Raw genomic sequence first — 25,397 nt, forward strand, 5'->3', positions numbered from 1 at the left:
TAACCGTACCGTGCGCGGTTGACTGAGCCGCATAGCCGACGTTGCTTCGGATTTGCAGTATGCACCGTGTTTTCATCACATCACTGGTGCATAACGCGAGAAGCCGTGCAGCGGAACGTCAAAAATCCGCGCCACGACAAATTGTATGAATACAGGGGAAATGAAATGATGTCTGTTCGAAGCGTAATCATGCTGCTGACACTGCTTGGCACACCGTGGATTCTGGAAGCTGCTTATGCGGACGACCACCGGCAGCAAAAGCCAAGTGCAAGCCAGCAGGATTCTGCTGCTCGGCCGGCAATGAAATGGGCAACCGATGACGTTGTGCGACAGCGAATGGAAGCCATTCGGCAAGCTGTGGCGGCGCAGCAAGCCGACATTCGAGAAGACCGTCTGGAATCGAACAACTATCAGCAGCTCGCTGAAGTCATTAACGCGAATGTCAGCCATATCATCAAGGACTGCAAACTGACGCAGGCTGCGGATGCTGCCTTGCATACGGTTGTCCTCGCCGACTTGACACGCAGCAGCGAGCTGATGCGCACGTCACCAAAGCGCGCTGCGCAACGTACCGGCGCCTTGGGCGTGCTGCAGTCCTTGCGCCTTTACGGCGAGTATTTTGACCACCCCGGCTGGATGACTGCATTGGCGCAATAGCGCAATAGCTATGAACACAAGGAACAGCTATTGCGCGAGCCAGCGCATAGCTGTCGAGCTGCTCTATGCGAGTTCGGAAGACGTTGACCCCGGTCATGGAAATATATCGCTCAAGTTCATAACATGAGTGTGCATTGTCCGGGTTAAAACAAGGCTCTGGCATGCACGCACAGCGCGAATGCCGAGAAAGGCGACTGGCGGAGGCAAAGGTGGACAACGACGTACCTTGGGATAGATCTCACATCCATCACCCTACTTTACCGACGCCATGACCATACAAGAGCTGTCCTCCTATATTGCGCTGGCCATCTTTCTGCAAGTGGCCGCATTCGTCACGGTGACGCTTTTTCGGAAGTCGCGCGACTATCGTCAGTTCGGCTTGCAGGAGAGGACGGGAACCGCCAGCGCTTCCGCACAAGGACGTCCCTCTTCCAATGGCCAGGTGGCTGGATGGAGCGGCTACCGGGAATTTCGGGTACAGCGCAAGGAATCGGAAGACCGCAGTGGATCGATCTGCTCGTTCTATCTTGTACCGGTCGACGGGCAAGCTCTTCCGTCGTTCAAGCCCGGACAGTTTCTGACGTTTCGCCTCGATGTGCATGCAGGGGGTGAAGCACAGCCCATTGTCCGGTGCTATTCACTGTCCGACGCACCCGATCCCGGCTACTACAGGATCAGCATCAAGCGCATCGGGACGCCGCCAGACAATCCGGATGCGCCGCGTGGCATATCGTCGAACTTCTTTCATGATCGCGTCCAAGTGGGGAGCGTGCTGGCTGTCAAAGCACCTTCCGGGCATTTTCATCTGCGCGACGGCGACCAGTCGCCGGTCGTGCTCATCGGTGGCGGCATCGGCATCACGCCGATGCTCTGCATGCTGGAAACGAGCTTGGGCCTCACGCCCAACCGTGAAGTGTGGCTGTTTTACGGTGTCCGCAATGGCAACGAACAGATCATGCAATCGCGGCTTCGCGATCTGGCGCAGCGATATCCGAATTTTCATCTGCATGTCTGTTACAGCCGGCCGGAACCTGACGACATTCCTGGCACCGATTTTCAGCATGCGAGCCACGTCAATATCGAATTACTTCGGCAAACGCTTAGCCTACGCCCCTATCACTTCTATATCTGTGGGCCGCGCCAGATGATGGAGTCGCTGGTTCCGGCGCTGGCCGACTGGGGCGTCGATCCGGAACGGATCCACTACGAAGCCTTCGGGCCGTCCACCGTGCCGAAACTGGCGAAGTCCGCAAGGCCGGTCGAATCAAGCACGATGGCAGCCGGTGCGCCCAGGGTGAGGTTTGCAAAGTCGGCCAAGGAACAGCCATGGGATCCTCGTGCTGATTCCCTGCTTGAATTTGCCGAAGACCTTGGCTTGTCCGTACCGTCCGGCTGCCGCGCCGGCAGTTGCGGCAGTTGCCAGACGACTGTCGTGTCGGGCGAAATCGAAACGACAAAAGAGCCGGATTATGACGTCAGCCCGGGCTGCTGTTTGCTCTGCATCTCCAAACCGAAGTCGGACCTTGTCTTGAGTGCCTGACCATGCCCCACTCCATCTCGATCTTTCGCAAAGAGGTTATCCCGTTCATCGCGATGTTCGCCATGCTCATTCTGGCCGCCATCGCAGGAGATGCACTGTTGCACCGGCTCCAGCTGGTCTGGATCGGCCGGTATCTGGGCATCCCGGGCACGCTGCTGATTCTAGCTTCGTTTACGTACTCGATGCGCAAACGCAAGATGATCCAGTCAGGTGATCCCAAGAGGCTACTGAATCTGCATGAATTCATGACGTGGCTAGGTTCCCTGATGGTTCTTGTGCATGCCGGCGTCCACTTCAATGCCATCCTTCCGTGGCTGGCCGTGACCGGCATGCTCGTCAACGTCATCAGCGGCCTGACCGGCAAGTTCCTGCTTGAGCGATCGCGCCGGCACATGCTGGCGATGAAGGAAAGCCTGCTCCGCCGCGGCATGTCGGAAGACGACGTGGAGAAAGAACTGTTCTGGAATGCGGCTGCCGTTGACGCAATGAAGAAGTGGCGAACGCTCCATATTCCGATCACGCTCGCGTTCGCCGCGTTTGCCCTGGGTCACATCATCAGCATTTTCCTGTTCTGGAACTGGAAATGAAAAGCCGCGCCTTCCTTTACATCCTTCTGGCGAACCTCGCGGTCATTACCGTGCTTGTCTTCCTTTATCCCCATCTGATGGTGGCCCCAGGCAAGCTGATGAAGGGGCACAAGGGCATGGAGCAGAACTGTTTTTCCTGCCACAGCAAATTCTTCGGTCCTCAGGCGGCGAAATGCAAGGACTGCCACAAGGTCCCTGACATCGGGATCGTGACGACGAAGGGGAAACCAATTCAAGGACCGGCGCGCAAAGTAGCCTTTCATCGGGAGCTCGTCGAGGAGAAGTGCATTGAATGCCACGCCGATCACCAGGGCGTGATGAAGTACCGGCAGGGCAAGCAGTTTTCGCATGCATTGCTTAAGCCCGGGAGAAAGGATCAGTGCGAGTCATGCCACAACAAACCGCGCGACTCGCTGCACGAAAAACTGACGGCTGGTTGTGCGCAATGCCACAGCGAGGACAAGTGGAAGCCGGCGACCTTCGATCATGACAAGTACTTCGTGCTCGACCGGGACCATAATGCGACGTGCACAACCTGCCATGCGAAGAGCAACTTCAAGCAGTACACCTGTTACGGATGCCACGAGCATACGCCGGCCAATATCCGAAGCGAACACCTGCATGAAGGAATTCGCAACTATGAAAACTGCGTGGAGTGCCATCGCAGCGCCGACGAACATGAGGGCGGCAAGCGTGACGGCCACGGCGAAGATGACGACGATTAGCCATGCGGCTGGCCTCACGTGCGGTGAGCAGTGAACCATTGACACGTTGTCGCCCTTCTCCGCGCCACCGAACTACGGTTTAGTTGCCCGGCCCGCAGACCTTGCACTTTCGCCGCGCACCAGGAATCTGCGTCACCTTGATGAAGGCGCCGATCATCTTGAGTACTCAGTTCCAACTTCGGCAACGCTGGCGAATAACGCCTTTCTGCCGCCGCACGCATTCCTTTGCAGCGGTTTCTGCCTTGCTTGCCCTCATCACAAGGTCACACCGCCGCTCGGCCCTGCAGAGGAACACTCGGCGTGTTCGCAAGGACATTGCTCGCCTTGTTCGTCGGGGTTGGCATGTTCGCGCCGGCATTCTTCGCTGCAGTACAGCTCGCCTGCAGGAACGGTACAGGTGCAGCGCGGCAGTGCGCATTTGTCTTCAAGCTGCCTGGTTGCCATATCAATCTCCTCGCAGGTAATTAAACAGCGGGAACTGCGCGTGCGTACGCAGGAAGGCGTCTCGGCCCGAGCAAGAGGTCAGCCAAGCGCCGCGCGGGCCCAGCGCACGATGTCCGCCGCACCCATCGCACCGGCTTGTCGTGCGACCTCTCGTCCGTTGCGAAACACGGCCAGTGTCGGGATGCTGCGTATGCCGTAGCGGGCGCCCAGCGCCTGCTCTTCTTCGGTGTTGACCTTGACGACGCGGAAATGCGGTTCCAGTTGCGCCGCAGCCTGTTCATACGCCGGCGCCATCATGCGGCACGGGCCACACCACGGCGCCCAGAAATCCACCAGCACCGGAATGTCGCTGCGCGCAATATGCCGGTCGAAGTCACTGGCCGAAAGCGGTACCGGATGGCCGGTGAACAATGCCTTGTGACACCGTCCACAATCAGGACGTTCCTGCAGGCGCTCGGGCGGGACGCGGTTGACCGCGTGACAATGGGGACAAACGATGTGCATGGACATGATGGCTTCACTCCCTCGTCGGCTTCAATCGGTTGGCAAGCCTGCGCGCCGCAGCCGTGCACGCATGCGCTCCAGCTCGTCGAACAGGTCGGCCACCAGGCCGGCAAGTTCCGGCGTGGCGTCGAAATCCCGCTCGATGCCCCACAGGCGGCGCGCACGCAGTACCTCGCGACCGGAAAATGCCCACTGGCCGGGATCGCTGTCCGCTTCCGGATGGGCAAGCAGCACGCCTGCTTCCACCTGTTCGATCACCCACTCCCGGCTGACCGCGCAACTTGTCGCAAGTTCTTCCAGCGTCAACAAGGCTTCGTCGAGCAAAAGGGCAATGTGTTCCTGCGTCATGGCTCACACTCCTTGGCGCGCTTTTTGGTGCATGTCTTGGCGCGGATCGAAGGCCATCTCGCGCGCCATGGTTTGATAAAGATCCCGCGCTTTCGGCGTATTGGCCGGCGGCAGCATCACTTCCAGCACCAGGTACAAGTCGCCCGGCGAGCTGGCCGGAATGCCCCTGCCCTTCAGGCGCAGCTTGCGGCCCGACTGCGATCCTTCGGGAATGCGCACTTCGACCGCGCCATCCGGTAACGGGGCCTTCACCGTCGCGCCAAGCGCCGCCTCCCATGGCGCAACCGGCAGCGTCGCATAGACGTCGCGCCCTTCGACGCGATAGCGCGCATGCGGCTTGAAGCGCACTTCGAGGTACAAATCCCCCGGCGGTCCGCCGCCAAGGCCGGGACTGCCCTGCCCGGACAGGCGGATGACCTGGCCTTCATGCACGCCCTTGGGGATGCGCACGTCCAGCGTGTGCTCGGCGAGTACGGTGCGTCCGAGTGCATCCATGCGCGGCACGCGCAAGCTCACCCGGCGGCTGGCGCCGTGGTAAGCGTCTTCCAGGTCGAGGAGTATCTTGGCATGGTGGTCGTCGCCGCGTGCATGGAAGGCTGCTCCGTGCGCACCGGCGCGGCCGCCCATGCGGCCGCCGAACAGCTCCGAGAAAAAGTCGCTGAAGTCGGACGCTTCCGCATTGGAAAAACCACGGCCGGAAAACTCGAATCCGGCATCCCAATCCGGCGGCGGACGGAATTCCTGGCCGGCATGGTAACGCTGCCCGAGCTGATCGTAGGCAGCACGCTTTTCAGGGTCGGACAGCACCGCAAAGGCTTCGTTGACTTCCTTCATGCGTGCTTCCGCGTTCGCTTCCTTGGAAACGTCTGGATGGTATTTGCGCGCCATCTTGCGGAAGGCCTTCTTTATTTCATCCGCAGTCGCATCGCGCGCGACGCCCAGAGTGTCGTAATAGTCCTTGAATTCCACACGATCCTCCTTCTGCCTGTTGATCTCTTATAGACAAAAAGAGTGGTGGCGGAAAGGTTCTAAATCAAGGCATTGAAATTTTCCGGCGCGCTCCTATGTTGGCTGCAGAGGCATTGGCCGGCGCCGACTGCGGTGCCCGGCTGGATCAACCACATGGAGGACAACATGATGTATCGGACGATGTTTCCACAGGATATTTTTGCGGAGTTTGATCGCCTGCAACGCGAGATGCAGCAGGCATTCGGTTCGGAATCGAACATTCGCGGCGCAGGCATGAGCGGCTTTCCCGCATTGAATGTCGGCGGCACGCCGGAAACGGTGGAGCTGTATGCATTTGCCCCCGGGCTCGATCCGGCAAGCATCGAAGTGAACCTGGAGCGCGGCGTGTTGACGATTTCAGGCGAACGCGCGAGCGAGCTGCCGCAGCAGGGCGAGAAAATGGCCTTGCATATCAATGAGCGCTTTGCCGGCCGCTTCCGCCGTGTCGTGAGCCTGCCGGAAGATGACGTCAACCCGAGTGGCGTTACCGCCGAATATCGCGACGGCATGCTGCACATCAGCGTCAAACGTCGCCAGGCGCCGCAACCGCGCCGCATCGCTATCCAGTAAGCAAGGAGGAAAGATCATGGACACAAAAACCGATGTGACGAAGACAACCGACACCGCCTCCCGGCCCGAGGCTGCCCTGTTGCCGGCAGTGGATGTAGTCGAGGACGCATCCGGCATCACCCTGTTTGCCGACCTGCCGGGCGTACCGAAAGACAAGCTGAACCTGCAGCTGGAAGCCAGCAGCCTGACGATCGAAGGCGAGCTGGAACTGAACCTGCCGGAAGGCATGGAATCGAGCCATGCCGAAGTGCGCCTGCCGCGTTACCGCCGCGTCTTCAACCTGTCGCGCGAACTCGACAGCGACAAGGCCACGGCGGAGTTCAAGAACGGCGTGCTCAAGCTGCGCATCCCGAAGGCGGAACATGCGCAGCCGCGCAAGATCGAAGTGAGGGCTGTCTAAGGCTTGCGTCTTGGTTCGAGGGAAGCCCTGCATGCCGCCTGCCGGTGCGGGGCTTCCGGCAACACTGCGGCATCATCCCGGCGGGCGTCGACTTGACGGAGGCTGGCAATGAAATTTGAGGACATCAAACAAGGCTTGTCTTCCTTCTGGGATTCGGTCGCCGAAGGCTGGCAGCACCTGCGCCAGTCGGCATCCAACGCGATCACCGGCTTCAAGCCCAGCGCACAGACCAACCTGCCGGCGAAAGGCGATATCGACGATGCATTCTTCATCCCGTCGCGCGGCTGGTCGATGCTGGGAGGGAATTTGTTCGAAGACGAACAGCGGGTTGTCGTCCAGCTGGAAGTGCCCGGGCTCGACAAGAACGACCTGGACATCGAAGTGCAGGACAACACGCTGATCGTGCATGGCGAGAAGCGATTCGAGCGCGAGGAAACCGAAGGCCGCTATCGCGTGCTGCAATGCGCCTACGGCAGCTTCCGCCGCATGATGCCGCTGCCGGCAGCAGTGAAGACCGACATGGCGAAGGCCAGCTACAAGAATGGTGTGCTGCGGGTGGAACTGCCGAAGCTCGAAATGAGCGAACCGCAGAAACGCACGATCAGGGTCGACTGATCCTCACCTTCCTGCGCCGCAGATAGGAGGAAAGCCTTCCCGACGGCGCCGCTGCGACATGGGCGGAGCGGCGCGCATTTCCTCATCTTCCCCTCATCATCTTCTCATCATCTTCTCATCATCTTCTCATCAGCCCCTTATCAGCTCCACATCAGTCCCTCATCAACACCTCATCAACCCATTACGCGGCGCGCCAGCGCCCGCGTCAGCACGCGCACCTTCTGCGGGAGCGGAAAGCGCTTGAAGTTGGTCTTGACCGCGCCTTCGGTAAACGCGGTTCGCTTCGAGTAGTCGATCCGCACGTCGACGATCACCGGCCTGCCGCCGGCGGCGATGGCCGACGCCGTGGCAATCGTGCTGGAGATCGATGCGTTCTCCGGCATTTCCACATACGCCGCGCCCGTCGCGCGCGCCACGCCTTCGACATTCATCAGCCCGAGTCGCGTGCACGGCTTGCGGTTATACGGGATCTCCTGCGCCTGCGCAATCTGCGACAGTTCGCCATCGTTGAACACGTAGTAGATGATGCCAAGGCCGTTGGTAGTTGCGGTCAGGATTTCCATGCAAGTCATCGTGAAAGCGCCGTCGCCGACAATGGCCTGCACGACGCGGTCAGGCTGCGCCAGCTTGGCGCCAATCGCCGCTGGCACCGCATAGCCCATGCAGTTGAAGTCGGTCGGCAGGATCACGCTCTTCGGCGCATACACCGGCATCAGTTCGGCGGTCAGGAAGGTATGATTGCCGTCGTCGATCACGATGATGCCGTCGTCCGGCGTCTGCCTGCGCAGCTCGTCGAAAAAGCGTGCCGGATTCACGCGATTCTCCGTGTCGTGGTCGTACCAGCTTTGGCGATAGTTCAGCTTGTCGCGGCGAATCTGCTCGCGCAGCTCCTGTCGCGGTGCGCGTTTCGGCATTGCCGCCTGCAACGCGATCAGCAGTTGCCCGAGCACGGCAGATGCATCACCCACCATGCCGATCTTGGCCGGGTAGTTCGCATTCAACACGTCCGGGTTGATGTCGATATGGATCAGGTTCTCGGGGACCTCGACGCCGTAGCTGCCGGTTGCAATCTCGCCAAAGCGCGTGCCAATCGCCAGCATGCAATCGCACTCCTTGAAGGCATTGCGCGCCGCAGGCACGGCCGATGCGCCGAAGCCGAATCCCGCATGCAGCGGATGGTTTGCAGGGAAGACCGACAACCCCTGCAGGGTGGTCGCCACCGGCGCGTCGAGCCATTCGGCAATGGCGGTCACCAGCGCGACCGCATCGCGTGCGCCCCAGCCGACGAAGATTCCGGGACGCTTGGCATAACGCAGCAGTACCAGCGCTTCGGCAATCTGCTGCGTCAGGTCGGGCACCGCCGCAACCGGCGCATGGTAGCGGGGCAGCTCGCCCGCTTCGCCGGGCATCAGCAGGATATTCACCGGCAATTCGATGAACACCGGCCCCGGCTCGCCCGTCGTCGCTATCGTGTAAGCCTCGAAGATGGTGGACACGACTTCATCATGGCTGGAGACATGGAAGCAGGCCTTTGTCAGCCCGGACATGAATTTCTGCATGTCGATCTGGTGCAGCTGATAACGGTGGCCGGAATCCGTGCGCGGCCCGCCGCTGATCACCAGCATCGGCACGCCGTCGAGATAGGCCTCGCCGATGCCGCTGGCGGCGTGCGTCAGTCCGGCCGCCGGCACGACGGTCAGCACGCCGATCGAATCCGACACGCGGCTCACCGCATCGGCCATGAAGGCGCCGCCGCCCTCATGTGTCACCAGTACCGGCGTGATCTGACGCGAGCTGTTGAGTTCGTCGTACAGCTCGGTGGTATGCACGCCCGGAATGCCGAACGTGAAGCGCGCGCCGATCTGCTCCAGCGCATAGGTCGCGAGCCAGGCTCCGGTCTTTTTCATTGTGTCGTCTCCTCTGCCAGTCGTTGCTTGTTGTTCGTTGTTCGTTGTTCGTTGTTCGCTCCTGCCTTGCCGCAATCTGTCATGCCGCAGCGATGGCCCGTGCGGCAGTACGTCCGGACAGGATACAGCCGCCCAGGAAGGTCCCTTCCAGCGCACGCAGCCCGTGCATCCCCCCACCGCCAAATCCCGCCGCCTCGCCTGCCGCGTAGAGGCCGCCGATCGGTTTTCCGGTGATGTCCAGCGCGCGGCTTTGCAAGTCGGTCTGGATACCGCCGAGGCTCTTGCGGCTGATGATGAATTCGCGGATGGCGATCAGCGGCAAGGCCTTGTCGTCAAGGATAGGCTGGAACTTGCACAGCCGCACCTTGTCGCCGCGGTACTGCCGCAATGCGGCAATACGGCGCAACTGCTCATCATTCATCAGGCTCGTGCCGCGCTTGATTGCCGCATCATACTCATTGACCGCCTGTTCGACGTCCGCAAGCATCACCGACTGGTCGCCCTGCAGGGCATTCATCTTTTCCACCAGCTCGGGCAGGCTTTTCGCCACCACAAAGTCCGGGCAGTTGCGCGTCAACTCATCCACCAGCCAGCGGTTCCCAAACATAATGTCGCGCAGAAATCCGACCACCTTCTTGTCGCGGATCGAAGGATTGAACTCCGCACCCGATACGGCAAGCTCTTTCAGCGCGATGCGCCGGTTCAGGACCTGCCAGGAATACGGGCGCTCCTGTGCGCAAATGTCGGTGACGAGGCGCCGCGTGTCGAAACCGGACACCAGCGGCTGCGGCCCGATCCGCTGCCCGCGCCAGTTCAGCCACAAGGCCGAGCGCGGTGGCACCAGCGACAAGCCGTGCTGCGGCTTGCGCGGCCGCGGATGGTGCACGCCTGCCGCGTAGTTCCACATCTTGTCAAGGTGCGTGATGTGCCCGCCCGCTTCGGCCACCGCATCATGCAGCATGCCGTCCGCATAGCGGTGGGAGCCATTGAGCATATGTTCGGGCGGAACGCGCCAGTCCGCATGCCAGTGGCGCCGCACCCGTTGCAGGTCGCCGTTGATGCCGCCGGTCGCCACAATCACATGTTCCGCATGCGCCTCGAATGGCGCGCCGCCCTTCTCCTGCCGGCCCTGGACGCCGCATACCCGTCCGTCGCGCAACAGCAGCCGCTCCACCCGATGCCCGAAATGAACGTGCAGGCGTTGTGCATTCGGATGCCGGCGAAGCGCCGCAAGCAAGCGCTCGCTCAGCTCCTTGCCGGTACCCCACACCATGTGAAAACGCGGCACGGAATTGCCCGGCCTGAATTCGCCGCGCTCCACCCAGTTCACGACGGGCATGAAGCGCACGCCGTGCCGCCGCACCCATTCATAGACATCCGGCGTGCAGCGGTGCACATAGGTTTCTGCCCACGCCTTGGGCAGGATGTCGGCCGCGCCGAACTCGGCAAAGTTGTGCCAGTCGCGCAACGCCAGTGCCGTCGAATCCCGGATGCCTTGCCGGCGCTGTTCCGGCGAGTCGACAAAGAACATGCCGCCGAAGCTCTCGCGCGCCAGCCCGCCGGCGGCTTCGGCATCATCGCGGTCCAGCACCGTGACCCACTTTCCCTTGTCCAACAGTTCGATGGCAGCAGTAATGCCCGCGATGCCGCCACCCACGACAAGCACCTCACTGCGGTAGGTTTGCATTGCTTCGTCTCGCTCCGTTCTTCAGTTATGATCGTTATCCGCACATCCTAACCACCCATGCGCCGCGCCGCATTGTCCGCACGAGCATGGAATTTGTCCTGGCAGACCAAGGGATGAACAAGCCGGTCCACATACAAGAAAAGACGGTTGCCATTGGCTGGGTCAGGGCGATCATCGCTGCGGCGCAGCAACTTGGCGCTGCCGAGCCGCAGCTACTTGCCCGCGCAGGCATGGACGTCCTTCCTGTTGACCCATTGGCGCGCCTGCCGCTGGATGCGGTCGTGCATCTGTGGCGCGCCGCCGTGGAGCTGACCGGCAATCCGGCATTCGGCCTGCGCATGGGCCAATCCATCCAGCCCACTTCGTTCAACGTCGTCGCGTACACGCTGGTATCGAGCAGCAGCCTGCGCGAAGCGGTCGCGCACATGCAGCAATTCCAGCATCTCGTGAGCGACGGCGGGCGCATTCAGCTGCTGGAAAAGAATGGCTTTGCCTGGCTGGTGTATCACCCTGTCGAGGCAAGACTGCCGTTCTCGCCACAGCAGGTGGAAGCCGTCCTCGCCTGCACCGTTGCGCTGGGCCGCTGGATCATGGGGAACGGATTTGCGCCGTCGCGTGTTTGCTTCGCGCATGCGGCCATCAGTGACCTGCCTATGTATCACGAGGTGCTCGACTGCGAACCGGAGTTTGGCGGCACCTTCAGCGGCATCGCGCTTCCGGCCGCACAGCTGGATGCGCCGCTGCCCGCCCGCAATCCGGAACTCTGCCGGCTGCACGAGTCGCTGGCGCGCCAGCAGCTGGCATTACTGCACCATACGGAAAGCTTCAGTCCGCGCGTCGCGGCGGTGCTGCAGCAATTGCTCGCGCAAGGGATGGCCAACAAGGAAAAGGTGGCGGGCTTGATGGGCATATCGCCGCGCACGCTGCAGCAACGGCTTGCAGAAGAAGGCAGCAGCTTCGTTGCCGTGCAGGATGAAGTCCGGCACCGGCTCGCACTGCAATACCTTGCCGACCCGATGCTGAGCCTGGGACAGATTGCCGTGCTGCTGAATTTCTCCGACGCGAGCGCGTTCTACCGCGCATTCCGTCGCTGGACGGGCACTGTTCCCGGAGACTACCGGCGTACCCATCGGCATACGGAGCGGGATACGGAGCGGGATACGTCGAAGCGTCAACTGTAACGACGCTTGATCAAGGTAAAACAGCATCCCCGCGGGGCAGCGACAATGGAGCTTCACACCGAGGCTGTCATGGCTCATTCGGCGCTGCCGAGGATCACAATGCATCAACCATCCCCCTTCAATTTTCCTGTCCGGCTATGGTGCCTTGTGCCGGTGCGATCGTGCCGGGCAGCGCGATGGCAAAGCGGCATTGGCGATGGCCACCCATGAAGGCTTGTTACAAATCCGCATGAACTTCTCCCGGCTCGGATTGCCATACAACCACTTATGATTACCTGGTCCGGAATCTCTCATTTCGGCGATATCACCATCACCGCATTTGCCGCGCTGGCCATCGCCGGATGGCTGGTGGTCGAAGGTGAAAAGCGCCTTGCATTGTGGTGGAGCCTGTTGTTTACAGGCGGCCTCGGCATCGTCGTCGTCACCAAGATGGCGTTCATCGGCTGGGGTATCGGGATCCGCACGCTCGACTTCACCGGCTTCAGCGGCCATGCGATGCGGGCGATGGCCGTGATGCCAGTCCTGTTCTACCTGATCCTCGAAAGGGCATCGCGGCCCGCGCGCATCGCGGGCACGCTCGTCGGCTTCCTGTTCGGCGCGCTGGTCGGCGTATCGCGTGTCGCAGTGCATGCGCATTCGGTGTCGGAAGCCGTAACCGGCGTGGCGCTGGGCGCGGTGGTCAGCATCTGTTTCCTGCGCATCGCCAGCAACACCTTGCGCAAGCAGGTATTCAATCCGTTGCGCATCGCACTGTGTACGCTCGCCCTGCTCCAGGCGCCCTATGTGCATCCGGCGCCGACGCAGCAGTGGCTGACCAGTTTCACGCTGCTTTTCACCAGCCGCGAAGAACCCTACCCGCGATCAGGCTGGAAGGACCACCGGCCGAAGCACGAAACACCGTCTCCCTGAATGCAGGGTTCCAAAAACAAAAAGCGCCGCAATGGCGCTTTTTCGCTGTGTCTCCTGCCTACACTTCAAGCTGCTAGCGCATCTTCCAGCAACCGATGCAGGGCCGCAAAATCGGGCTCACCGACATAGCGCTTGACGATGTTGCCGGTCTTGTCGATCACATAGGTGGTCGGCGTGAGCTTGACGTCGTCGAACGCCTTCGCAACCTCGCCTTGCGTATCGAGTGCCACCTTGAACGGCAGCGCGCGCGTCTGTGCGTAGTTCAGCACATAGTTCGGCGGATCGTAGCTCATTGCCACGGCAACGAAATCCAGGCCCTTGTCCTTGAACTTGTTGTACGTCTCGACCATCTGCGGCATCTCCTTAATGCAGGTGGTGCAACTGGTCGCCCAAAAATTGACCATCACGACCTTGCCGCGCAGGCTTTGCATGCTGACTTTTTCGCCCGTGATGCTGTTGAACACGACGTCCGGCGCCGGCTGCTTCGCCGACAGGGAAAAATAACCGACTGCCGTGAGTGCAAGCACGACAATCGCGACGATGAGGCGGGGCCAGAGACGTTTGCTGGATGTTTCGGATTGCATGGGATGACGAGGATTCTCTTATACAGACCCGAGCATTATAGAACCCATTACATTGATCGGCGGCGCGCGCTATGGCCGCAGATAGACAAAGCCTTCCCGAGCTTGCAGGCGGGAAACCTCCACGACGCCCGAAGTCACGAGCTTCGCCTCGGGTACGAGCTGCGATACCGGCACATCATGGGCGGTCAGCGTATTTTTACAGACCCGGAACTCCACGCCTTGCGCAGCCAGTGCTGCGACTGCCGCATCGAAGGGCTTGCCGTTGCGCTCCCTCGCACCCGCGAGCAGGAACCTGATGCCATCACCGTTGGCCACGACCACGATCTTTGTGTCGGGCTCGGCGCGCAGGTGATTGCGGATGTTCGCCATCGCACGCGACGCCTGGTCAAGTCCATCCGCCAGGTGGTACACCACCTTGACCGGCTCACCGGCCGTCACGTTGTCGGCGCTCTGAGCGTCAGCGCCAAGCGCGAGCATGGGAAAAGCGGCCAGCAGGTATTGGATGAAGCGTCGGCGCATTGCGTATTCCTGTCGATTTTCTACCAGTGATGGTGTGTATAGGTGTCCGCCACGGCCGGCGGCACTGGCGCCTCGAGCGCTGCGCAGATCGCGCGCAACAGATCTGCCGTCGCTACCGGCATCGGTGTCGCCTCGCCCGAGGCCGCCAGCAAGGCCTTGATCAGCGCCGGCTTTGCCAGCGGCGCGAGCTGGTGCACATGCTCGAGCGATGCGCGGATACGCGTGTAGTCGATTGCGCCGGCCTTCATCAGATCTTCCGCGCCCAGGCCAAGTTCCGCACAAGCTGCAGCGCCACGGGCAAACAGTTCCGCTGCCGGTATCCGAACGGCTTGCGAAGCAACGTGTGCCACCAGCGACAGCAGCAACGCGCACTCTTCACGCAATGGCATCAGGCTCTCGAAGCGCACCGGCGTGGCTCGCCCTGCATACGGCGCGAGCCGGCGCATCAGGACGGTTTGCAGCACGAATTCGGCAAGCGTGAGTCGATTGTCCGTCGCAATCAGCCTGTCCGCGACTGCAAGCAGCGCCGTTCGGTCGGTGTCGGCGAGCTGCTTCAACGCCGGCATTGCGAGGTCAAGCAAGGGCAGGCGCGCGCTTTTCGGCAGCAGCGCGACTGCCTTTGCCAGTGACGGTGCCAAGGCCGCCTGTTGTGGCGCGTCGTTCTTCAGGATCGCCAGCTGCGCCTCACGTTGCGCGCCATCATCGAGCAACAAGGCATAAACGACGGCACAGGCTGCATGCGGTTCGCGAACTGCATTGTCCAGCGCCGGCGGGAGTGATGTTTCCGCGCCGCTGTCGCTTGCCACAACCCAGTGCGCCGCCGACGTCTCTTCACCTGCGAAGCCGGAGGCGACATAAGGAATGTCGGGAAGCGTCTCGGCTGCCGGGGCCGCGATCTGCAGCTCCGGCGCGTCCATCACGCCGATGGCGCGCCCGAAGATGCGGCGCAGGCGCTCTTCGATCGGCGGATGCGTGGAGAACATGCCGCTGATCAGGCTGCGCTTCGGCGCACCGAGGAACAGATGCGATAGCTGTTCCGCATTCGGGTGCTCGATGCGCGAACCCAGCTCCATGGTGCGCGACAGGCCGCCGATCTTGCGCAAGGCGTTGCCGATGCCGTCCGGATTGCGCGTGAATTGCACCGCACTTGCATCGGCAAGGAATTCCCGCTGGCGTGACACGGCAGCCTTGATCAGGCGGCCGAAGAAAACACCGATTGCGCCGATGACGACCAGCGCCAAACCGGTCAGGAACAGGAAGGCGCGCGCCGATCCGCCCTTGTCGTTGCTGCTGCGCGAACGCGATGCACGCGATCCGAAATCGAGCAGGTGATGCCCGAAACTGGACAGCATCTGGATGCCGAACAACAGGCCGATCAGGCGGATGTTCAGCCGCATGTCGCCATTGAGGATGTGGCTGAACTCATGTGCGACCACGCCCTGCAGCTCGTCGCGCGTGAGGCGCTTGAGTGTCCCTTGCGTGACCGCGACGACCGCTTCATCCTGGTTGTAGCCGGCAGCAAAGGCATTGATCGATGCCTCGCGGTCGAGCAGGTAAACCTTGGGGCACGCAATGCCGGACGCCAGCGCCATTTCCTCCACCACGTTCAACAGGCGCCGCTCATGCAAGTCGGTAGACGACGGCGACACCAGGCGCCCGCCCGCCATCTTTGCGACGGCATCACCGCCGTCGCGCAGGTTGAACATTTCAATCAGCGTGCCGCCTGCTATCAGCAGCAAGGTGACAACCGTATTGGTGAGAAAGAAGCCCTTCGGATATTCGCGAATGCCAAGCACATAGCCTGTCTGCGTCCAGCTCCAGATCAACGCGAGTGCGGCGTTGACGGCAATGATGATCGCCATGACAGCGAGCGCAAACAGGATGACCAGCGTCCTGGTCTGGCGCCGTGCGTGGTCTTGTTGTTCAAAGAAGTTCATCGGGAATGATGAGCGGCGCAAAGCTCACTGGCAAATCCGCGCCAGACGGCGCATACCGTGTCGCACGCGGTGTTCCTGTTTCCCATGTGCCGAGGGAACATGGCGCCATGTGCACCGCCATGAACGTTACTCAGAACGTTACTTTGACGGGCTTGCGTTCTTCCGGCGCTTCGGTGGACTGCAGCAATTCAGCGGTGCGGAAAGCAAACACGCCGGCAATGATGGAGCCGGGGAATTGTTCGCGCGAGGTGTTGTACTGCATCACGCCGTCGTTATAAGCCTGGCGTGCAAATGCAATGCGGTTCTCGGTACTGGTGAGCTCCTCGGTGAGCTGCATCATGTTCTGGTTGGCCTTCAGTTCCGGATAGGCTTCCGACAAGGCGAAGAGTTTGCCGAGCGAAGAAGTCAGTACTCCTTCGGCCGTGGCGAGCTGGTGCATCGCCTGCGCATCGCTGGGATCACCCGCAGCCTTGGCATTGGCAGTGACGGCCTGGTTGCGCGCGGCGATCACCGCTTCGAGCGCCTCGCGTTCGTGCTTCATGTAGGCCTTTGCCGTTTCAACCAGGTTCGGGATCAGGTCGTAGCGGCGCTTGAGCTGCACATCGATCTGGGCAAAGGAGTTCTTGTACTGGTTCTGCAGGCTGACCAGGCGGTTGTAGGCACCCACGGCCCAGAAAACAACCAGAAGCGCGATCGCGACGAGGATAATGACGCCGACCATATTTTTCCCCCTGAAAGAAAAAAGCCGCAAATCAAAATTTGCGGCTTTCAAATATAGCATCCTGGAAACAGGATCCGACCGTTTACTTGCCGGCCTGTTGTTCTGGCGCCCGGGTCAGGCGCCGGTAGTCTTCTTCGGTGATGTACTCGAATACCTTCACTACCTTGTGCACGCCGCTGACGCCGCTTGCCACGGTGGCGGCGAGATGGCCCTCGCCCTCAGTCACGCGGCCCATCAGGTAGACCACACCGCGCTCGGTGACGACCTTGAATGCATTCGCGTACAAGTCCTTCGTGTCGACGAAAGAGGCAATGACTTTGCCCGTGATCAGCGAATCATTGGAGCGTGACGTGAAGCTGGACATGCCCATCACTTCCAGCTCATTCACGATCGACTCTACGCCCTCGACTGCGGCCACTTCGCGTTCGACCGCTGCCTTCATGGCTTCGTCGGGCACTTCTCCGGTAATCAGCACACGGCGGTTAAAGCTGGCGACGTTCACATGTGCTGCACCGTTGACGAGGTTGCGCACACGGTTCTCGCCCTTGAGCACAATCGCCTTGTCTTCGGTCTGCGCGCCAAACGTGCGGCGGTCCGATGCCGCCAACGTCCCGACCACGGCTGTGCCAACCGCCATCTCCACACAGCCCTGCAGGCTCGTCAGCACGACGCCACACAGCGCGACAGCGGCCAAAGGACGTGTCACACGCGTCCATTTACTCATTCACATCTCCTCCGAATAGCGCGACATCGATACCGTCGCATAAACAATGAATCGTCAACAAATGCACTTCCTGAATGCGCGCGGTGCGATCGTGCGGCACGCAGATATGAACATCGGCATCGGTCAGGCGACGGCCAATCTCGCCCCCGCCCTTGCCGGTCAAGGCGACCACGCGCATGTCGCGTTCCAGCGCAGCCTCGACTGCCGCAAGCACGTTCGGCGAGTTGCCGGACGTCGACAACGCGAGCAGCACGTCGCCGGCCTGGCCGAACGCCTGTACCTGCTTGGCAAACACGTCCTGGAAGCTGTAGTCATTTGCGACCGCAGTCATGATCGATGTGTCCGTCGTGAGCGCCAATGCCGGCAGCGGAAGCCGTTCGCGTTCAAAGCGGCCGACGAGTTCTGCCGCAAAGTGCTGGCAGTCCGCGGCAGAGCCGCCATTGCCGCATGCAAGTATTTTGTTGCCGTTTGATAAGGCCGTGAACATGAGCTCCACGGCTTGGGCGATTGAGGGTGCCAGGAGAGACGCTGCTTTGAGCTTGAGGTCGGCGCTTTCCTGGAAGTGCGCCTGAATGCGTTGGTTTGTCATAGTGTTCGCGATTATAGTGCAGCGCGGGAAGGGAAACTCCCAATAACAGCTTGGGTGAAGTTGAGGGGAGAGCGGCAGAGCGCCACCGGCAAGCCGGAAAAGCTTGCCTGAATGAAACTTCGACAAGATGCGACAAGGAAAGTTCCTTGCGGATTGTTGCTGTTATTTAACTGCTCTTCAGACGTTAGGAAGCTTATTCCGGGGTGTTGTATTTATGCATCAATCGCGTTTTTCAGCCACTCCAGCGACCCATTCTCGATTGCCACCACGTCAAAACGACAAGCGGGCTGATCGCGCAGGCGTTGCAAGTAGGTTTGTGCCGCGATGACGAGGCGAGCCTGCTTGCTGGCGGTAACGCTTGCTGCGGCACCGCCGTATCGTCCGCTTGCGCGCTTGCGGACTTCAACGAATACGAGCGTGTCACGGTCCCGCATGATGAGATCGATCTCTCCGCCCTTGCAGCGGAAGTTCCGCTCCACCAGCTTCAATCCCTGCTGCTGCAGGTACTGCAGTGCGCGGTCCTCGGCCGCATCTCCTGCGAGCTGTTTGGCCGTTCGCGACCGGATCAGCGCATTGAGCAGCGCCATTATTCACTGGCCGGCACAACGCTGCCTTCGCGGTACACCGCCGGTTGTGCGGTGCGCTCGAAATGAGCGTGATCCTTATCGAATTGCACGCTCAGCTTTCCGGTAACGCCGTCGAGTTCGAAGTTGGTATGGTTAGCCGCGATTTCACGTGCTACGCGATACGCGTCGATGCCAAGCGCATACAGCCGCTCCATGTCGGCACTGCGACTCTGGTCTGCGTCAACTACCAGGCGCGGATAGACCATCACGGCGGGATGATCGGCCTGCAGCTGCCACGGGATGTCGAGCAAGCGCGTGCCGTCCATCTCGACGGTCAGCTCCTCAGGGGGGCGCTCAGACAACGCAAATGGATTCAGTTGCGACGTCCCGTACATTTGCGCGTCGTTGCCCATGATCGCGCGCACCTGGCGTGCCTGGCGCGCATCCAGGGCAAGGAACAGCACCGGCGGGGTACCGGGCTCGATATCCTTCTTCAACTGCATGAGCGCGCGGCCGTTGAGGAAACCGTCCATCGACACCAGCTCGACCATCTCGACTTCACGCCCCTGCTGCTGCCAGTAGTATTCAAAAGCCTTGGCAGCGCGTCGTTGCCAGGGGCTCTTCGTGAATAGCGCAAACGCCTTGCCCGCGATGTTTTCGCGGCCCGCCCATTCGGCAATCTGGCGCGCCTCTTCTTCGATCGACAACCCCACGACGAGCATCTGCTGCGGCGGCCTTTGCGCCGCGTCTCCATTGGCGGCCACATCCGGCGCCGCTAGCGCAATCGTCGGCCGGTTGACGGCGCCGCCCTGCACGACGGCGGTTGCACCGGTGCGCGACAGCGGGCCCACCACAATGTCGTGCTGCGCACTGGCAGCCCGATAGCCGGCAAGCGTGTCCTGCGCCGAATCCCCGGTTTCGACGATGCTGATCGCAATACCCTCCTTTTCACGCTCATGCGCTGCCTGAAAGCCTGCACGCACCGCTTCGGCAGCCGAGCGCAGGATATCCGAACGCAGCGGCAACAACAGCGCCACCCGCACCAGGCGCTCGGTAGAGGAAAGATCGACCGCAGAGGGAACCGCGACAGGGGCCTGCGCAGGAAGCGGCGTGGCGGCTGGTTCGCCCGGTGTTGTATTTGCATGCACGGGCAGGCACAATCCACCGAGCACACTGCACAGCGCAAACGCTTTCCTCCAAAGCCTCACCATCACCGTCTCCTCATGACATCCAACACACCCGTTTTGTCTTCCCTCACGCCACTCATGCACGAGGTGTCGCAGCAAGTTTATCCTTCGGCCACATTATATGTGGTGGCCACACCCATCGGTAATGTCGGAGATATCACGTTGCGTGCCATGAACGTGCTGGCGATCGCCGATGCAGTCGCCTGCGAGGATACGCGCAACACGGCGCAGTTGCTTGCCCGTTACGGCCTGTCGAAGGAATTGATCGCGGCCCATGAGCATAATGAACGAGAGGCTGCGGAGAAACTGATTGCACGCCTGCGCGCCGGCGCGCGAATTGCGCTGGTCTCTGATGCCGGCACACCTGCCGTTTCCGATCCCGGCGCACGCATCGTGGACGCAGTGCGTGCGGCGGGGCTGCGCGTGATGCCGTTGCCGGGGCCCTCGGCGGCTGTCAGCGCGCTATCGGCCAGCGGCTTGGTAAACGACCGGTTCTACTTTGTTGGCTTCCTGCCGGCCAAAGCGAAGCAGCGGGAAACCATGCTGAAGGGCCTTGCAGGCATGGAAGCGACACTGGTGTTCTATGAAGCGCCGCATCGCATCGCGGAAACTGTCGATGCGCTGGTGGCAACCCTTCCGCGTGACCGGCAAGTCGTCTTCGCGCGCGAAGTGACCAAACTCTTTGAGGAAATTCACCGCTGCCCGCTTGCCGAAGCACAGGCATGGCTGGCAGCCGATCCTCACCGACAAAAGGGTGAGTTCGTGGTCCTGGTTGAAGGCGCATCGGCGTCTTCCGGCGATGACGATGCAGAGGCAGAACGTGTGCTGTCGATCCTGCTCGCGGAGTGTCCGGTGAAACAGGCTGCGTCACTGGCCGCGCAGATCACCGGACAAAAGAAGAATGCACTTTACGAGCGCGCGCTGCGCATGAAGGGGCAATGATCACCGCTGCACGATCAACGGTTTGAAGCTGCCGCGGTCCTTCAACCGCAATGCCGCCGCCGCGGCTTCAGCGCGCGTCGCGAAGGGGCCGCTATACAAACGGTGGAGCGCGCCTTGCATTACCACTTCCATCGGCGCCAGGATCCCACCCGCGGTTTGCTCAAGGCGTGACCGCACCGATTCTGCACTCGCTGCCTGCGAATAAGCCCCAAGCTGCAGGTAGAAGCCGGAAGCCCCAACCCCTGCAGTCCCTGCGGCGGCTGCTGCAGGGGAAGCGGCGGCACTCGTCATGACCGCTTCGCCAGCCTGACCACCCCCCTGCACTGCAGTTACCTCTGTCCGCGAGGATTGCACTGCTGCAGCCGCAGACAGCACTTCGCTTGTCGGGATCGCCTGTTCCGCGCGGGCGAGCTGCTCCTTGCGCACGCTTGCCAGGCGATTGATCTCGTCCGGCAACAGACGCTCCACCTCCAGCAGACTACTTCCCTTGCCGAGATAGCCTAGCTTCAGGGCCGCGGTATAGGACAGGTCGATGATGCGTCCGGAGTGGAACGGTCCGCGGTCATTCACCCGTACGATGACCTGTTTGCCGTTATTGACGTTGGTGACGCGCACATAGGAGGGGATTGGCAAGGTCGGATGTGCAGCGGTCATCTTGTACATGTCATAGGGCTCGCCGGACGACGTCTTCTGGCCATGGAATTTCTTCCCGTACCAGCTGCCGACGCCACGCTGCTTGAAGGGGCGGTCGTCAGTGAACGGCGTATATTGCTTTCCGAAGACCACATAGGGCTTGTTGCCGCGCGTCGCGTAGGGCTCGATCTTCGGCTCGGCATCCGGCGTATCGAGCAGTCCTTCCGGCGGAGCGTCGCCCGGACCGTCGTCCATGTAGTAGCCGCCGCGTCCGGAGCCGGCTGGCGGCAGTGCGGGAAGCGAAGATGCGCGGGCGGAAGAGTTCGTCGTCACGTTTGATGCGGGCGGCAAACTGCCGCAGCCAACCAACACGAGTGCAGGTGCGATCAGGGCAATTGCAGCCCATCGAAGACGAGTCAGGTAAATGCGCGGTGACATCGCGTTCTCCTTTGTTTTCTTGTTAGCCGCGAGAGACGTGCTGCCGAGCCACGATGCAGCTCCCCGGGTCGTATCAGCAACGACCTTTCATGGCGCCATTGCAGGCGGTCCTGTCCGGAACCTGTTCAACGGCCTTGTCGCCGACAACGACCGCTGATGATCAGGCCAGACAGGGATCCCGGCGCGACTCCCTTGTGTTTTTAAGCATGGCCAGGCACGCAGCGAGGCCGTCAACCGAAGAGTGTGCAGCGGTCACGCCTTGACTGCAAGAACAGTTTTCTTATGGAATTCTTTGTTAATAACCCGACCACGATGCAGCCAAGTAGTTCCGTCCCAGAGTATTGATCAGCTTTGCACCAGCTTGCGATGCCGCTGAATGCTCATCAGGATCCCCATGCCGAGGCCGAGTGTGACGAACGCAGTGCCTCCGTAGCTCATGAATGGCAATGGAACGCCGACCACCGGCAGGATGCCCGACACCATGCCCATGTTGACGAATGCGTAGGTAAAGAACATCAACGTCAGCGCTCCGGCCAGCAGGCGCGCAAAGAGCGTTGGTGCATTCGCGGCGATCAGCAGTCCTCGCCCCAGCAGCAACAGGTACAGCACCAGCAGCAGAATATTGCCGGCAAGGCCGAACTCTTCCGAATACACGGCAAACACAAAGTCCGTCGTCCGCTCGGGAATGAATTGCAGATGCCCCTGCGTACCGTTCATCCACCCCTTGCCAGCGACGCCGCCGGAGCCGATGGCGATCATCGACTGGATAATATGGAAGCCCTTTCCGAGTGGATCTGACGTCGGATCGATCAACGTCATCACGCGCTGCCGCTGGTAGTCGTGCATCATGGACCATCCGACCGGAAGGAAAGCAGCACCGGAAATCATCAGGCCGAATATCACCTTCCATGGCAGGCCGGCAAGAAAGATCACAAAGAACCCTGAGCCAGCCACCAGCAGCGACGTGCCGAGGTCGGGCTGCTCCATGATCAGTCCGACCGGAACCATCAGCAAGACTGCAGCCACCACGAATTCCTGCCAGCTGATGATGCTTTCGCGCTTCTGGAACCACCACGCCAGCATCAGCGGTGTGGCAATCTTCATGATTTCCGAAGGCTGGATCACGACACCCACATTGATCCAGCGCTGCGCACCCTTCTTGATAATGCCGAACAGCGCGACGGCAATCAACAGTGCGACGCCCACCGTGTAAATCGGCACAGCCAGGCGCATCAGTGTCTGCGGCGAAACCAGAGCGGCGGCCCACATGACGATAAAAGCCAGCACGATGTTCCGAATATGATCCTCGAGCCGACCAGGGAAATCGATACCAGCCGAATACATGGTGATCGTGCTGAGCGTGAGTATCAGGGCGAGGATCACTACGAGCGGTCCGTCAAACACCGTGAAGTACGGCTTGACGGTCGGCCAGAAGGCGCGTCGTTCAGTCAGTTCAAAAGAACCCATCAGTCACCCTCGACTTCAATAGCGGCAGCGGTTGCTTCCTTTGGCTCAGGCCGCTTGCCAAGCAGGTAATAGTCCATCGCGAGCCTCGCAATCGGTGCGGCGGCAGCCGCGCCGAAACCGCCGTTCTCGACGATGACCGCCAGCGCAATGCGTGGATTGTCAGCGGGCGCGAATGCGATATACAAGGAGTGGTCGCGGTGACGTTCAGGCATCTTCTTCGCATCATACTTTTCGTTACGGGCAAGACCGACCGCCTGCGCCGTACCGGTCTTGCCGGCAGAAACATACTCCGCACGGGCGAAGGCCCGTGAAGACGTGCCCTCGCGCACAACACCAGCCATCGAGTGCTTGATGAAATCGATGTTCTCCTGCTTGAGGGGAATGCGATAGCTTTCCTTGGATACGGTGAGCGTCCGCTCCCGGGTGGCGCCGTCTTCAACGGACTTCACCAGATGCGGTTTTATGACCACGCCATTATTGGCGAGGTTGGCCATGGCGTGCGCAAGCTGCAGCGGCGTATAGGCGTTGTAACCCTGACCGATACCGACCGAAATCGTCTCGCCTGCATACCATTTCTTGTGCTCAGGTCGCTTGTAGGCCGCGCGCTTCCATGCGGTCGATGGCAGCACGCCGGAACGCTCGTTCTCGAGGTCGATGCCGGTGAGCTGGCCGAATCCGAACGGCTTCATGAAATCATGGATCGCGTCGATGCCCAAATCATTCGCCAGGTTGTAGTAGTAGGTGTTACACGACTCCACGATCGACTTGTACATGTCGACTGTGCCGTGGCCGCCCACCTTGTCGTCACGGAAGCGATGATTGCCGAACCAGAAAAAGCCGGGATCGGCAATCGCCTGCCCCGGTGTGCGCTTGCCAAGCTCAAGTGCTGCCAGCGCCATGTACGGTTTGAAGGTCGAACCCGGCGGATAGGTGCCGATCAGAGGGCGGTTCAACAACGGTTTGTCGAGTGAAGTGTTGAGTTCGTCCCAGCTCTGCTGGTCGATGCCGTCCACAAAGAGGTTAGGATCGAAGGTTGGCTTGGACACATAGGCGAGCACATCACCGGTGGCCGGTTCGATGGCGACCAGCGCACCACGGCGGTTTCCGAATGCCTCCTCGACGATCTTCTGCAGCTCGATATCGAGCGACAGAATCAGGTTGTGACCAGGCGTGGCGGCAGTACGGGACAAGGTGCGCACGGCGCGGCCGCCGGCAGTCACTTCCACCTCTTCATAGCCTGTCTTGCCGTGCAAAATGCTCTCGTACTTTTTCTCCAGGCCTTCCTTGCCGATATAGTCGGTGCCGGCGTAGTTCGCGGCATCGTCCATTTCTTCGATCCTTTTGGCGTCTTTCTGGCTGATGCGACCGATATAGCCGACGACATGCGATGCGGTCTCGCCAAGCGGATACTGGCGGAACAGACGCGCCTGAATTTCGACGCCGGGGAAGCGGTAACGTTGCACAGAAAAACGCGCTACTTCCTCGTCCGACAGCCGGGTGCGGATGGGTACGCTCTCGAAGTTCTTCGCCTCCTCCAGCAAGCGGCGGAAACGACGACGATCCTTGGGCTGGATATCGACAATTTCAGCAAGGTCATCAATCACGGTTTCCAGTGGCGCACCGAGCTTGGATGGGGTGATCTCCAATGTATAGGCGGCGAAATTACGCGCCAGGACCACGCCGTTGCGGTCGAGGATCAGGCCGCGATTGGGCACCACCGGCACCACGGAAATACGGTTGTCGTTTGCCTGGCTCATGTAGTCCTCGTGTCTGACTACCTGCAGCCAAAGGAAACGCGAGAGCAGCAGTCCGAAACAAACCAGCACGAACACGCCCACCACCGACAGGCGCAGGCGGAACAAGTGCAGTTCGCGTTCAGTGTTCTTAAACTCGGTCATGTTCAGTATTGCAAGGACGGCAAGCAGCCGTCCCCGTCATTCAGCTCGCCGCATCCTTGACGGAGACGAACTAGGAGGACGAGGATGCGTTTCACGAAGTACGCCACGCA

Annotated in this window: 26 protein-coding genes; 10 read left to right on the top strand and 16 right to left on the bottom strand. The window is 60.8% G+C overall.

The genetic code is table 11. From position 1 onward, the window contains the following. The first annotated feature begins 165 nt into the window (after positions 1-165). The 4 genes from ACYVIA_RS05675 (at position 166) to ACYVIA_RS05690 (ending at position 3,509) form a co-directional block, all read left to right on the top strand. On the top strand, positions 166-657 hold the full coding sequence (locus ACYVIA_RS05675; protein ID WP_460838795.1) for a hypothetical protein: 492 nt from the start codon (positions 166-168) through the stop codon (positions 655-657). Positions 658-925: 268 nt separating this feature from the next. Beyond that, a complete protein-coding gene (locus ACYVIA_RS05680) occupies positions 926-2,197 on the top strand; it encodes a 2Fe-2S iron-sulfur cluster-binding protein (protein ID WP_460838798.1) in 1,272 nt (423 codons plus the stop codon). 2 nt (positions 2,198-2,199) lie between these two features. After that, positions 2,200-2,784, top strand: a complete 585-nt coding sequence (locus ACYVIA_RS05685; RefSeq protein ID WP_460838802.1) for a hypothetical protein — start codon at positions 2,200-2,202, stop codon at positions 2,782-2,784. Continuing rightward, positions 2,781-3,509, top strand: a complete 729-nt coding sequence (locus ACYVIA_RS05690; RefSeq protein WP_460838803.1) for a cytochrome c3 family protein — start codon at positions 2,781-2,783, stop codon at positions 3,507-3,509. Before ACYVIA_RS05685 ends, ACYVIA_RS05690 begins: the two co-directional genes overlap by 4 nt. Positions 3,510-4,031: 522 nt before the next feature. Here ACYVIA_RS05690 and trxC read toward each other — a convergent pair. From trxC to ACYVIA_RS05705, 3 genes are read right to left on the bottom strand one after another with little or no spacing between them, the layout of a single operon-like run. Then, a complete protein-coding gene (trxC, locus tag ACYVIA_RS05695; protein WP_460838805.1) occupies positions 4,032-4,463 on the bottom strand; it encodes a thioredoxin TrxC in 432 nt (143 codons plus the stop codon). A 24-nt stretch (positions 4,464-4,487) separates the two neighbouring features. Continuing rightward, positions 4,488-4,805, bottom strand: a complete 318-nt coding sequence (locus ACYVIA_RS05700; RefSeq protein ID WP_460838807.1) for a chaperone modulator CbpM — start codon at positions 4,803-4,805, stop codon at positions 4,488-4,490. Between the two features lie 3 nt (positions 4,806-4,808). Continuing rightward, on the bottom strand, positions 4,809-5,774 hold the full coding sequence (locus tag ACYVIA_RS05705; RefSeq protein ID WP_460838809.1) for a DnaJ C-terminal domain-containing protein: 966 nt from the start codon (positions 5,772-5,774) through the stop codon (positions 4,809-4,811). Positions 5,775-5,942: 168 nt separating this feature from the next. Between ACYVIA_RS05705 and ACYVIA_RS05710 the strand changes: the two genes are divergently transcribed. The 3 genes from ACYVIA_RS05710 (at position 5,943) to ACYVIA_RS05720 (ending at position 7,398) form a co-directional block, all read left to right on the top strand. Continuing rightward, positions 5,943-6,383: an Hsp20/alpha crystallin family protein gene (locus ACYVIA_RS05710; RefSeq protein ID WP_460839702.1), complete on the top strand. Its 441-nt coding sequence runs from the start codon at positions 5,943-5,945 to the stop codon at positions 6,381-6,383. Between the two features lie 16 nt (positions 6,384-6,399). Beyond that, positions 6,400-6,783 (top strand): Hsp20/alpha crystallin family protein, encoded by a 384-nt coding sequence (locus tag ACYVIA_RS05715; protein ID WP_460838810.1) that lies wholly within the window; start codon positions 6,400-6,402, stop codon positions 6,781-6,783. A 108-nt stretch (positions 6,784-6,891) separates the two neighbouring features. Further along, a complete protein-coding gene (locus ACYVIA_RS05720; protein ID WP_460838812.1) occupies positions 6,892-7,398 on the top strand; it encodes an Hsp20/alpha crystallin family protein in 507 nt (168 codons plus the stop codon). Between the two features lie 173 nt (positions 7,399-7,571). Here ACYVIA_RS05720 and ACYVIA_RS05725 read toward each other — a convergent pair whose 3' ends face one another. Further along, entirely contained in the window at positions 7,572-9,305 is a 1,734-nt protein-coding gene (locus ACYVIA_RS05725) for a thiamine pyrophosphate-binding protein (RefSeq protein WP_460838814.1), read from the bottom strand. 79 nt (positions 9,306-9,384) lie between these two features. Continuing rightward, positions 9,385-10,992 (bottom strand): FAD-binding dehydrogenase, encoded by a 1,608-nt coding sequence (locus ACYVIA_RS05730; protein WP_460838816.1) that lies wholly within the window; start codon positions 10,990-10,992, stop codon positions 9,385-9,387. Positions 10,993-11,105: 113 nt separating this feature from the next. On the opposite strand from ACYVIA_RS05730, the gene ACYVIA_RS05735 reads away from it, so the two are divergent. Together ACYVIA_RS05735 and ACYVIA_RS05740 are read left to right on the top strand one after the other, a co-directional pair. After that, entirely contained in the window at positions 11,106-12,173 is a 1,068-nt protein-coding gene (locus ACYVIA_RS05735; RefSeq protein ID WP_460838818.1) for an AraC family transcriptional regulator, read from the top strand. A gap of 267 nt (positions 12,174-12,440) precedes the next feature. Further along, entirely contained in the window at positions 12,441-13,082 is a 642-nt protein-coding gene (locus ACYVIA_RS05740; RefSeq protein WP_460838820.1) for a phosphatase PAP2 family protein, read from the top strand. A 65-nt stretch (positions 13,083-13,147) separates the two neighbouring features. On the opposite strand, the gene ACYVIA_RS05745 is transcribed toward ACYVIA_RS05740, so the two are convergent. From ACYVIA_RS05745 to ACYVIA_RS05780, 8 genes are all read right to left on the bottom strand, one after another. Beyond that, the gene (locus tag ACYVIA_RS05745; protein ID WP_460838822.1) at positions 13,148-13,666 is read right to left on the bottom strand and encodes a peroxiredoxin family protein; all 519 of its coding nucleotides are present in this window, start codon (positions 13,664-13,666) and stop codon (positions 13,148-13,150) included. A 69-nt stretch (positions 13,667-13,735) separates the two neighbouring features. After that, positions 13,736-14,185 carry a DsrE family protein gene (locus ACYVIA_RS05750; RefSeq protein ID WP_460838823.1) on the bottom strand — a complete coding sequence of 150 codons (450 nt, stop codon included), beginning with the start codon at positions 14,183-14,185 and terminating at the stop codon, positions 13,736-13,738. A 20-nt stretch (positions 14,186-14,205) separates the two neighbouring features. Further along, on the bottom strand, positions 14,206-16,122 hold the full coding sequence (locus ACYVIA_RS05755) for a M48 family metallopeptidase (protein ID WP_460838824.1): 1,917 nt from the start codon (positions 16,120-16,122) through the stop codon (positions 14,206-14,208). Positions 16,123-16,252: 130 nt separating this feature from the next. After that, positions 16,253-16,843: a LemA family protein gene (locus ACYVIA_RS05760; RefSeq protein WP_460838826.1), complete on the bottom strand. Its 591-nt coding sequence runs from the start codon at positions 16,841-16,843 to the stop codon at positions 16,253-16,255. 82 nt (positions 16,844-16,925) lie between these two features. Further along, positions 16,926-17,567: a BON domain-containing protein gene (locus ACYVIA_RS05765; RefSeq protein WP_460838828.1), complete on the bottom strand. Its 642-nt coding sequence runs from the start codon at positions 17,565-17,567 to the stop codon at positions 16,926-16,928. Beyond that, complete coding sequence (locus ACYVIA_RS05770; RefSeq protein WP_460838830.1) at positions 17,560-18,156, bottom strand: phosphoheptose isomerase; 597 nt, start codon at positions 18,154-18,156, stop codon at positions 17,560-17,562. Before ACYVIA_RS05770 ends, ACYVIA_RS05765 begins: the two co-directional genes overlap by 8 nt. A gap of 212 nt (positions 18,157-18,368) precedes the next feature. After that, positions 18,369-18,743 carry a YraN family protein gene (locus tag ACYVIA_RS05775; RefSeq protein ID WP_460838831.1) on the bottom strand — a complete coding sequence of 125 codons (375 nt, stop codon included), beginning with the start codon at positions 18,741-18,743 and terminating at the stop codon, positions 18,369-18,371. Next, the gene (locus ACYVIA_RS05780) at positions 18,743-19,933 is read right to left on the bottom strand and encodes a penicillin-binding protein activator (RefSeq protein ID WP_460838833.1); all 1,191 of its coding nucleotides are present in this window, start codon (positions 19,931-19,933) and stop codon (positions 18,743-18,745) included. Before ACYVIA_RS05780 ends, ACYVIA_RS05775 begins: the two co-directional genes overlap by 1 nt. 12 nt (positions 19,934-19,945) lie before the next feature. Between ACYVIA_RS05780 and rsmI the strand changes: the two genes are divergently transcribed. Beyond that, the gene (gene rsmI, locus ACYVIA_RS05785) at positions 19,946-20,851 is read left to right on the top strand and encodes a 16S rRNA (cytidine(1402)-2'-O)-methyltransferase (protein WP_460838835.1); all 906 of its coding nucleotides are present in this window, start codon (positions 19,946-19,948) and stop codon (positions 20,849-20,851) included. On the opposite strand, the gene ACYVIA_RS05790 is transcribed toward rsmI, so the two are convergent. From ACYVIA_RS05790 to mrdA, 3 genes are all read right to left on the bottom strand, one after another. Continuing rightward, positions 20,852-21,922: a septal ring lytic transglycosylase RlpA family protein gene (locus ACYVIA_RS05790; protein WP_460838836.1), complete on the bottom strand. Its 1,071-nt coding sequence runs from the start codon at positions 21,920-21,922 to the stop codon at positions 20,852-20,854. Positions 21,923-22,267: 345 nt separating this feature from the next. After that, a complete protein-coding gene (rodA, locus tag ACYVIA_RS05795) occupies positions 22,268-23,389 on the bottom strand; it encodes a rod shape-determining protein RodA (protein ID WP_460838838.1) in 1,122 nt (373 codons plus the stop codon). After that, complete coding sequence (gene mrdA, locus ACYVIA_RS05800) at positions 23,389-25,287, bottom strand: penicillin-binding protein 2 (RefSeq protein ID WP_460838840.1); 1,899 nt, start codon at positions 25,285-25,287, stop codon at positions 23,389-23,391. Before mrdA ends, rodA begins: the two co-directional genes overlap by 1 nt. Positions 25,288-25,397: the final 110 nt, after the last annotated feature.

It is taken from the genome of Noviherbaspirillum agri (assembly GCF_054780595.1).

Excerpts from the sequence above, each read along its gene's own strand:
- ACYVIA_RS05675 (WP_460838795.1), top strand. The coding sequence starts at position 166 with ATGATGTCTGTTCGAAGCGTAATCATGCTGCTGACACTGCTTGGCACA.
- ACYVIA_RS05680 (WP_460838798.1), top strand. The coding sequence starts at position 926 with ATGACCATACAAGAGCTGTCCTCCTATATTGCGCTGGCCATCTTTCTG.
- ACYVIA_RS05685 (WP_460838802.1), top strand. The coding sequence starts at position 2,200 with ATGCCCCACTCCATCTCGATCTTTCGCAAAGAGGTTATCCCGTTCATC.
- ACYVIA_RS05690 (WP_460838803.1), top strand. The coding sequence starts at position 2,781 with ATGAAAAGCCGCGCCTTCCTTTACATCCTTCTGGCGAACCTCGCGGTC.
- trxC (WP_460838805.1), bottom strand. The coding sequence starts at position 4,463 with ATGTCCATGCACATCGTTTGTCCCCATTGTCACGCGGTCAACCGCGTC.
- ACYVIA_RS05700 (WP_460838807.1), bottom strand. The coding sequence starts at position 4,805 with ATGACGCAGGAACACATTGCCCTTTTGCTCGACGAAGCCTTGTTGACG.
- ACYVIA_RS05710 (WP_460839702.1), top strand. The coding sequence starts at position 5,943 with ATGTATCGGACGATGTTTCCACAGGATATTTTTGCGGAGTTTGATCGC.
- ACYVIA_RS05715 (WP_460838810.1), top strand. The coding sequence starts at position 6,400 with ATGGACACAAAAACCGATGTGACGAAGACAACCGACACCGCCTCCCGG.
- ACYVIA_RS05720 (WP_460838812.1), top strand. The coding sequence starts at position 6,892 with ATGAAATTTGAGGACATCAAACAAGGCTTGTCTTCCTTCTGGGATTCG.
- ACYVIA_RS05725 (WP_460838814.1), bottom strand. The coding sequence starts at position 9,305 with ATGAAAAAGACCGGAGCCTGGCTCGCGACCTATGCGCTGGAGCAGATC.
- ACYVIA_RS05730 (WP_460838816.1), bottom strand. The coding sequence starts at position 10,992 with ATGCAAACCTACCGCAGTGAGGTGCTTGTCGTGGGTGGCGGCATCGCG.
- ACYVIA_RS05735 (WP_460838818.1), top strand. The coding sequence starts at position 11,106 with ATGAACAAGCCGGTCCACATACAAGAAAAGACGGTTGCCATTGGCTGG.
- ACYVIA_RS05740 (WP_460838820.1), top strand. The coding sequence starts at position 12,441 with ATGATTACCTGGTCCGGAATCTCTCATTTCGGCGATATCACCATCACC.
- ACYVIA_RS05745 (WP_460838822.1), bottom strand. The coding sequence starts at position 13,666 with ATGCAATCCGAAACATCCAGCAAACGTCTCTGGCCCCGCCTCATCGTC.
- ACYVIA_RS05750 (WP_460838823.1), bottom strand. The coding sequence starts at position 14,185 with ATGCGCCGACGCTTCATCCAATACCTGCTGGCCGCTTTTCCCATGCTC.
- ACYVIA_RS05755 (WP_460838824.1), bottom strand. The coding sequence starts at position 16,122 with ATGAACTTCTTTGAACAACAAGACCACGCACGGCGCCAGACCAGGACG.
- ACYVIA_RS05760 (WP_460838826.1), bottom strand. The coding sequence starts at position 16,843 with ATGGTCGGCGTCATTATCCTCGTCGCGATCGCGCTTCTGGTTGTTTTC.
- ACYVIA_RS05765 (WP_460838828.1), bottom strand. The coding sequence starts at position 17,567 with ATGAGTAAATGGACGCGTGTGACACGTCCTTTGGCCGCTGTCGCGCTG.
- ACYVIA_RS05770 (WP_460838830.1), bottom strand. The coding sequence starts at position 18,156 with ATGACAAACCAACGCATTCAGGCGCACTTCCAGGAAAGCGCCGACCTC.
- ACYVIA_RS05775 (WP_460838831.1), bottom strand. The coding sequence starts at position 18,743 with ATGGCGCTGCTCAATGCGCTGATCCGGTCGCGAACGGCCAAACAGCTC.
- ACYVIA_RS05780 (WP_460838833.1), bottom strand. The coding sequence starts at position 19,933 with ATGGTGAGGCTTTGGAGGAAAGCGTTTGCGCTGTGCAGTGTGCTCGGT.
- rsmI (WP_460838835.1), top strand. The coding sequence starts at position 19,946 with ATGACATCCAACACACCCGTTTTGTCTTCCCTCACGCCACTCATGCAC.
- ACYVIA_RS05790 (WP_460838836.1), bottom strand. The coding sequence starts at position 21,922 with ATGTCACCGCGCATTTACCTGACTCGTCTTCGATGGGCTGCAATTGCC.
- rodA (WP_460838838.1), bottom strand. The coding sequence starts at position 23,389 with ATGGGTTCTTTTGAACTGACTGAACGACGCGCCTTCTGGCCGACCGTC.
- mrdA (WP_460838840.1), bottom strand. The coding sequence starts at position 25,287 with ATGACCGAGTTTAAGAACACTGAACGCGAACTGCACTTGTTCCGCCTG.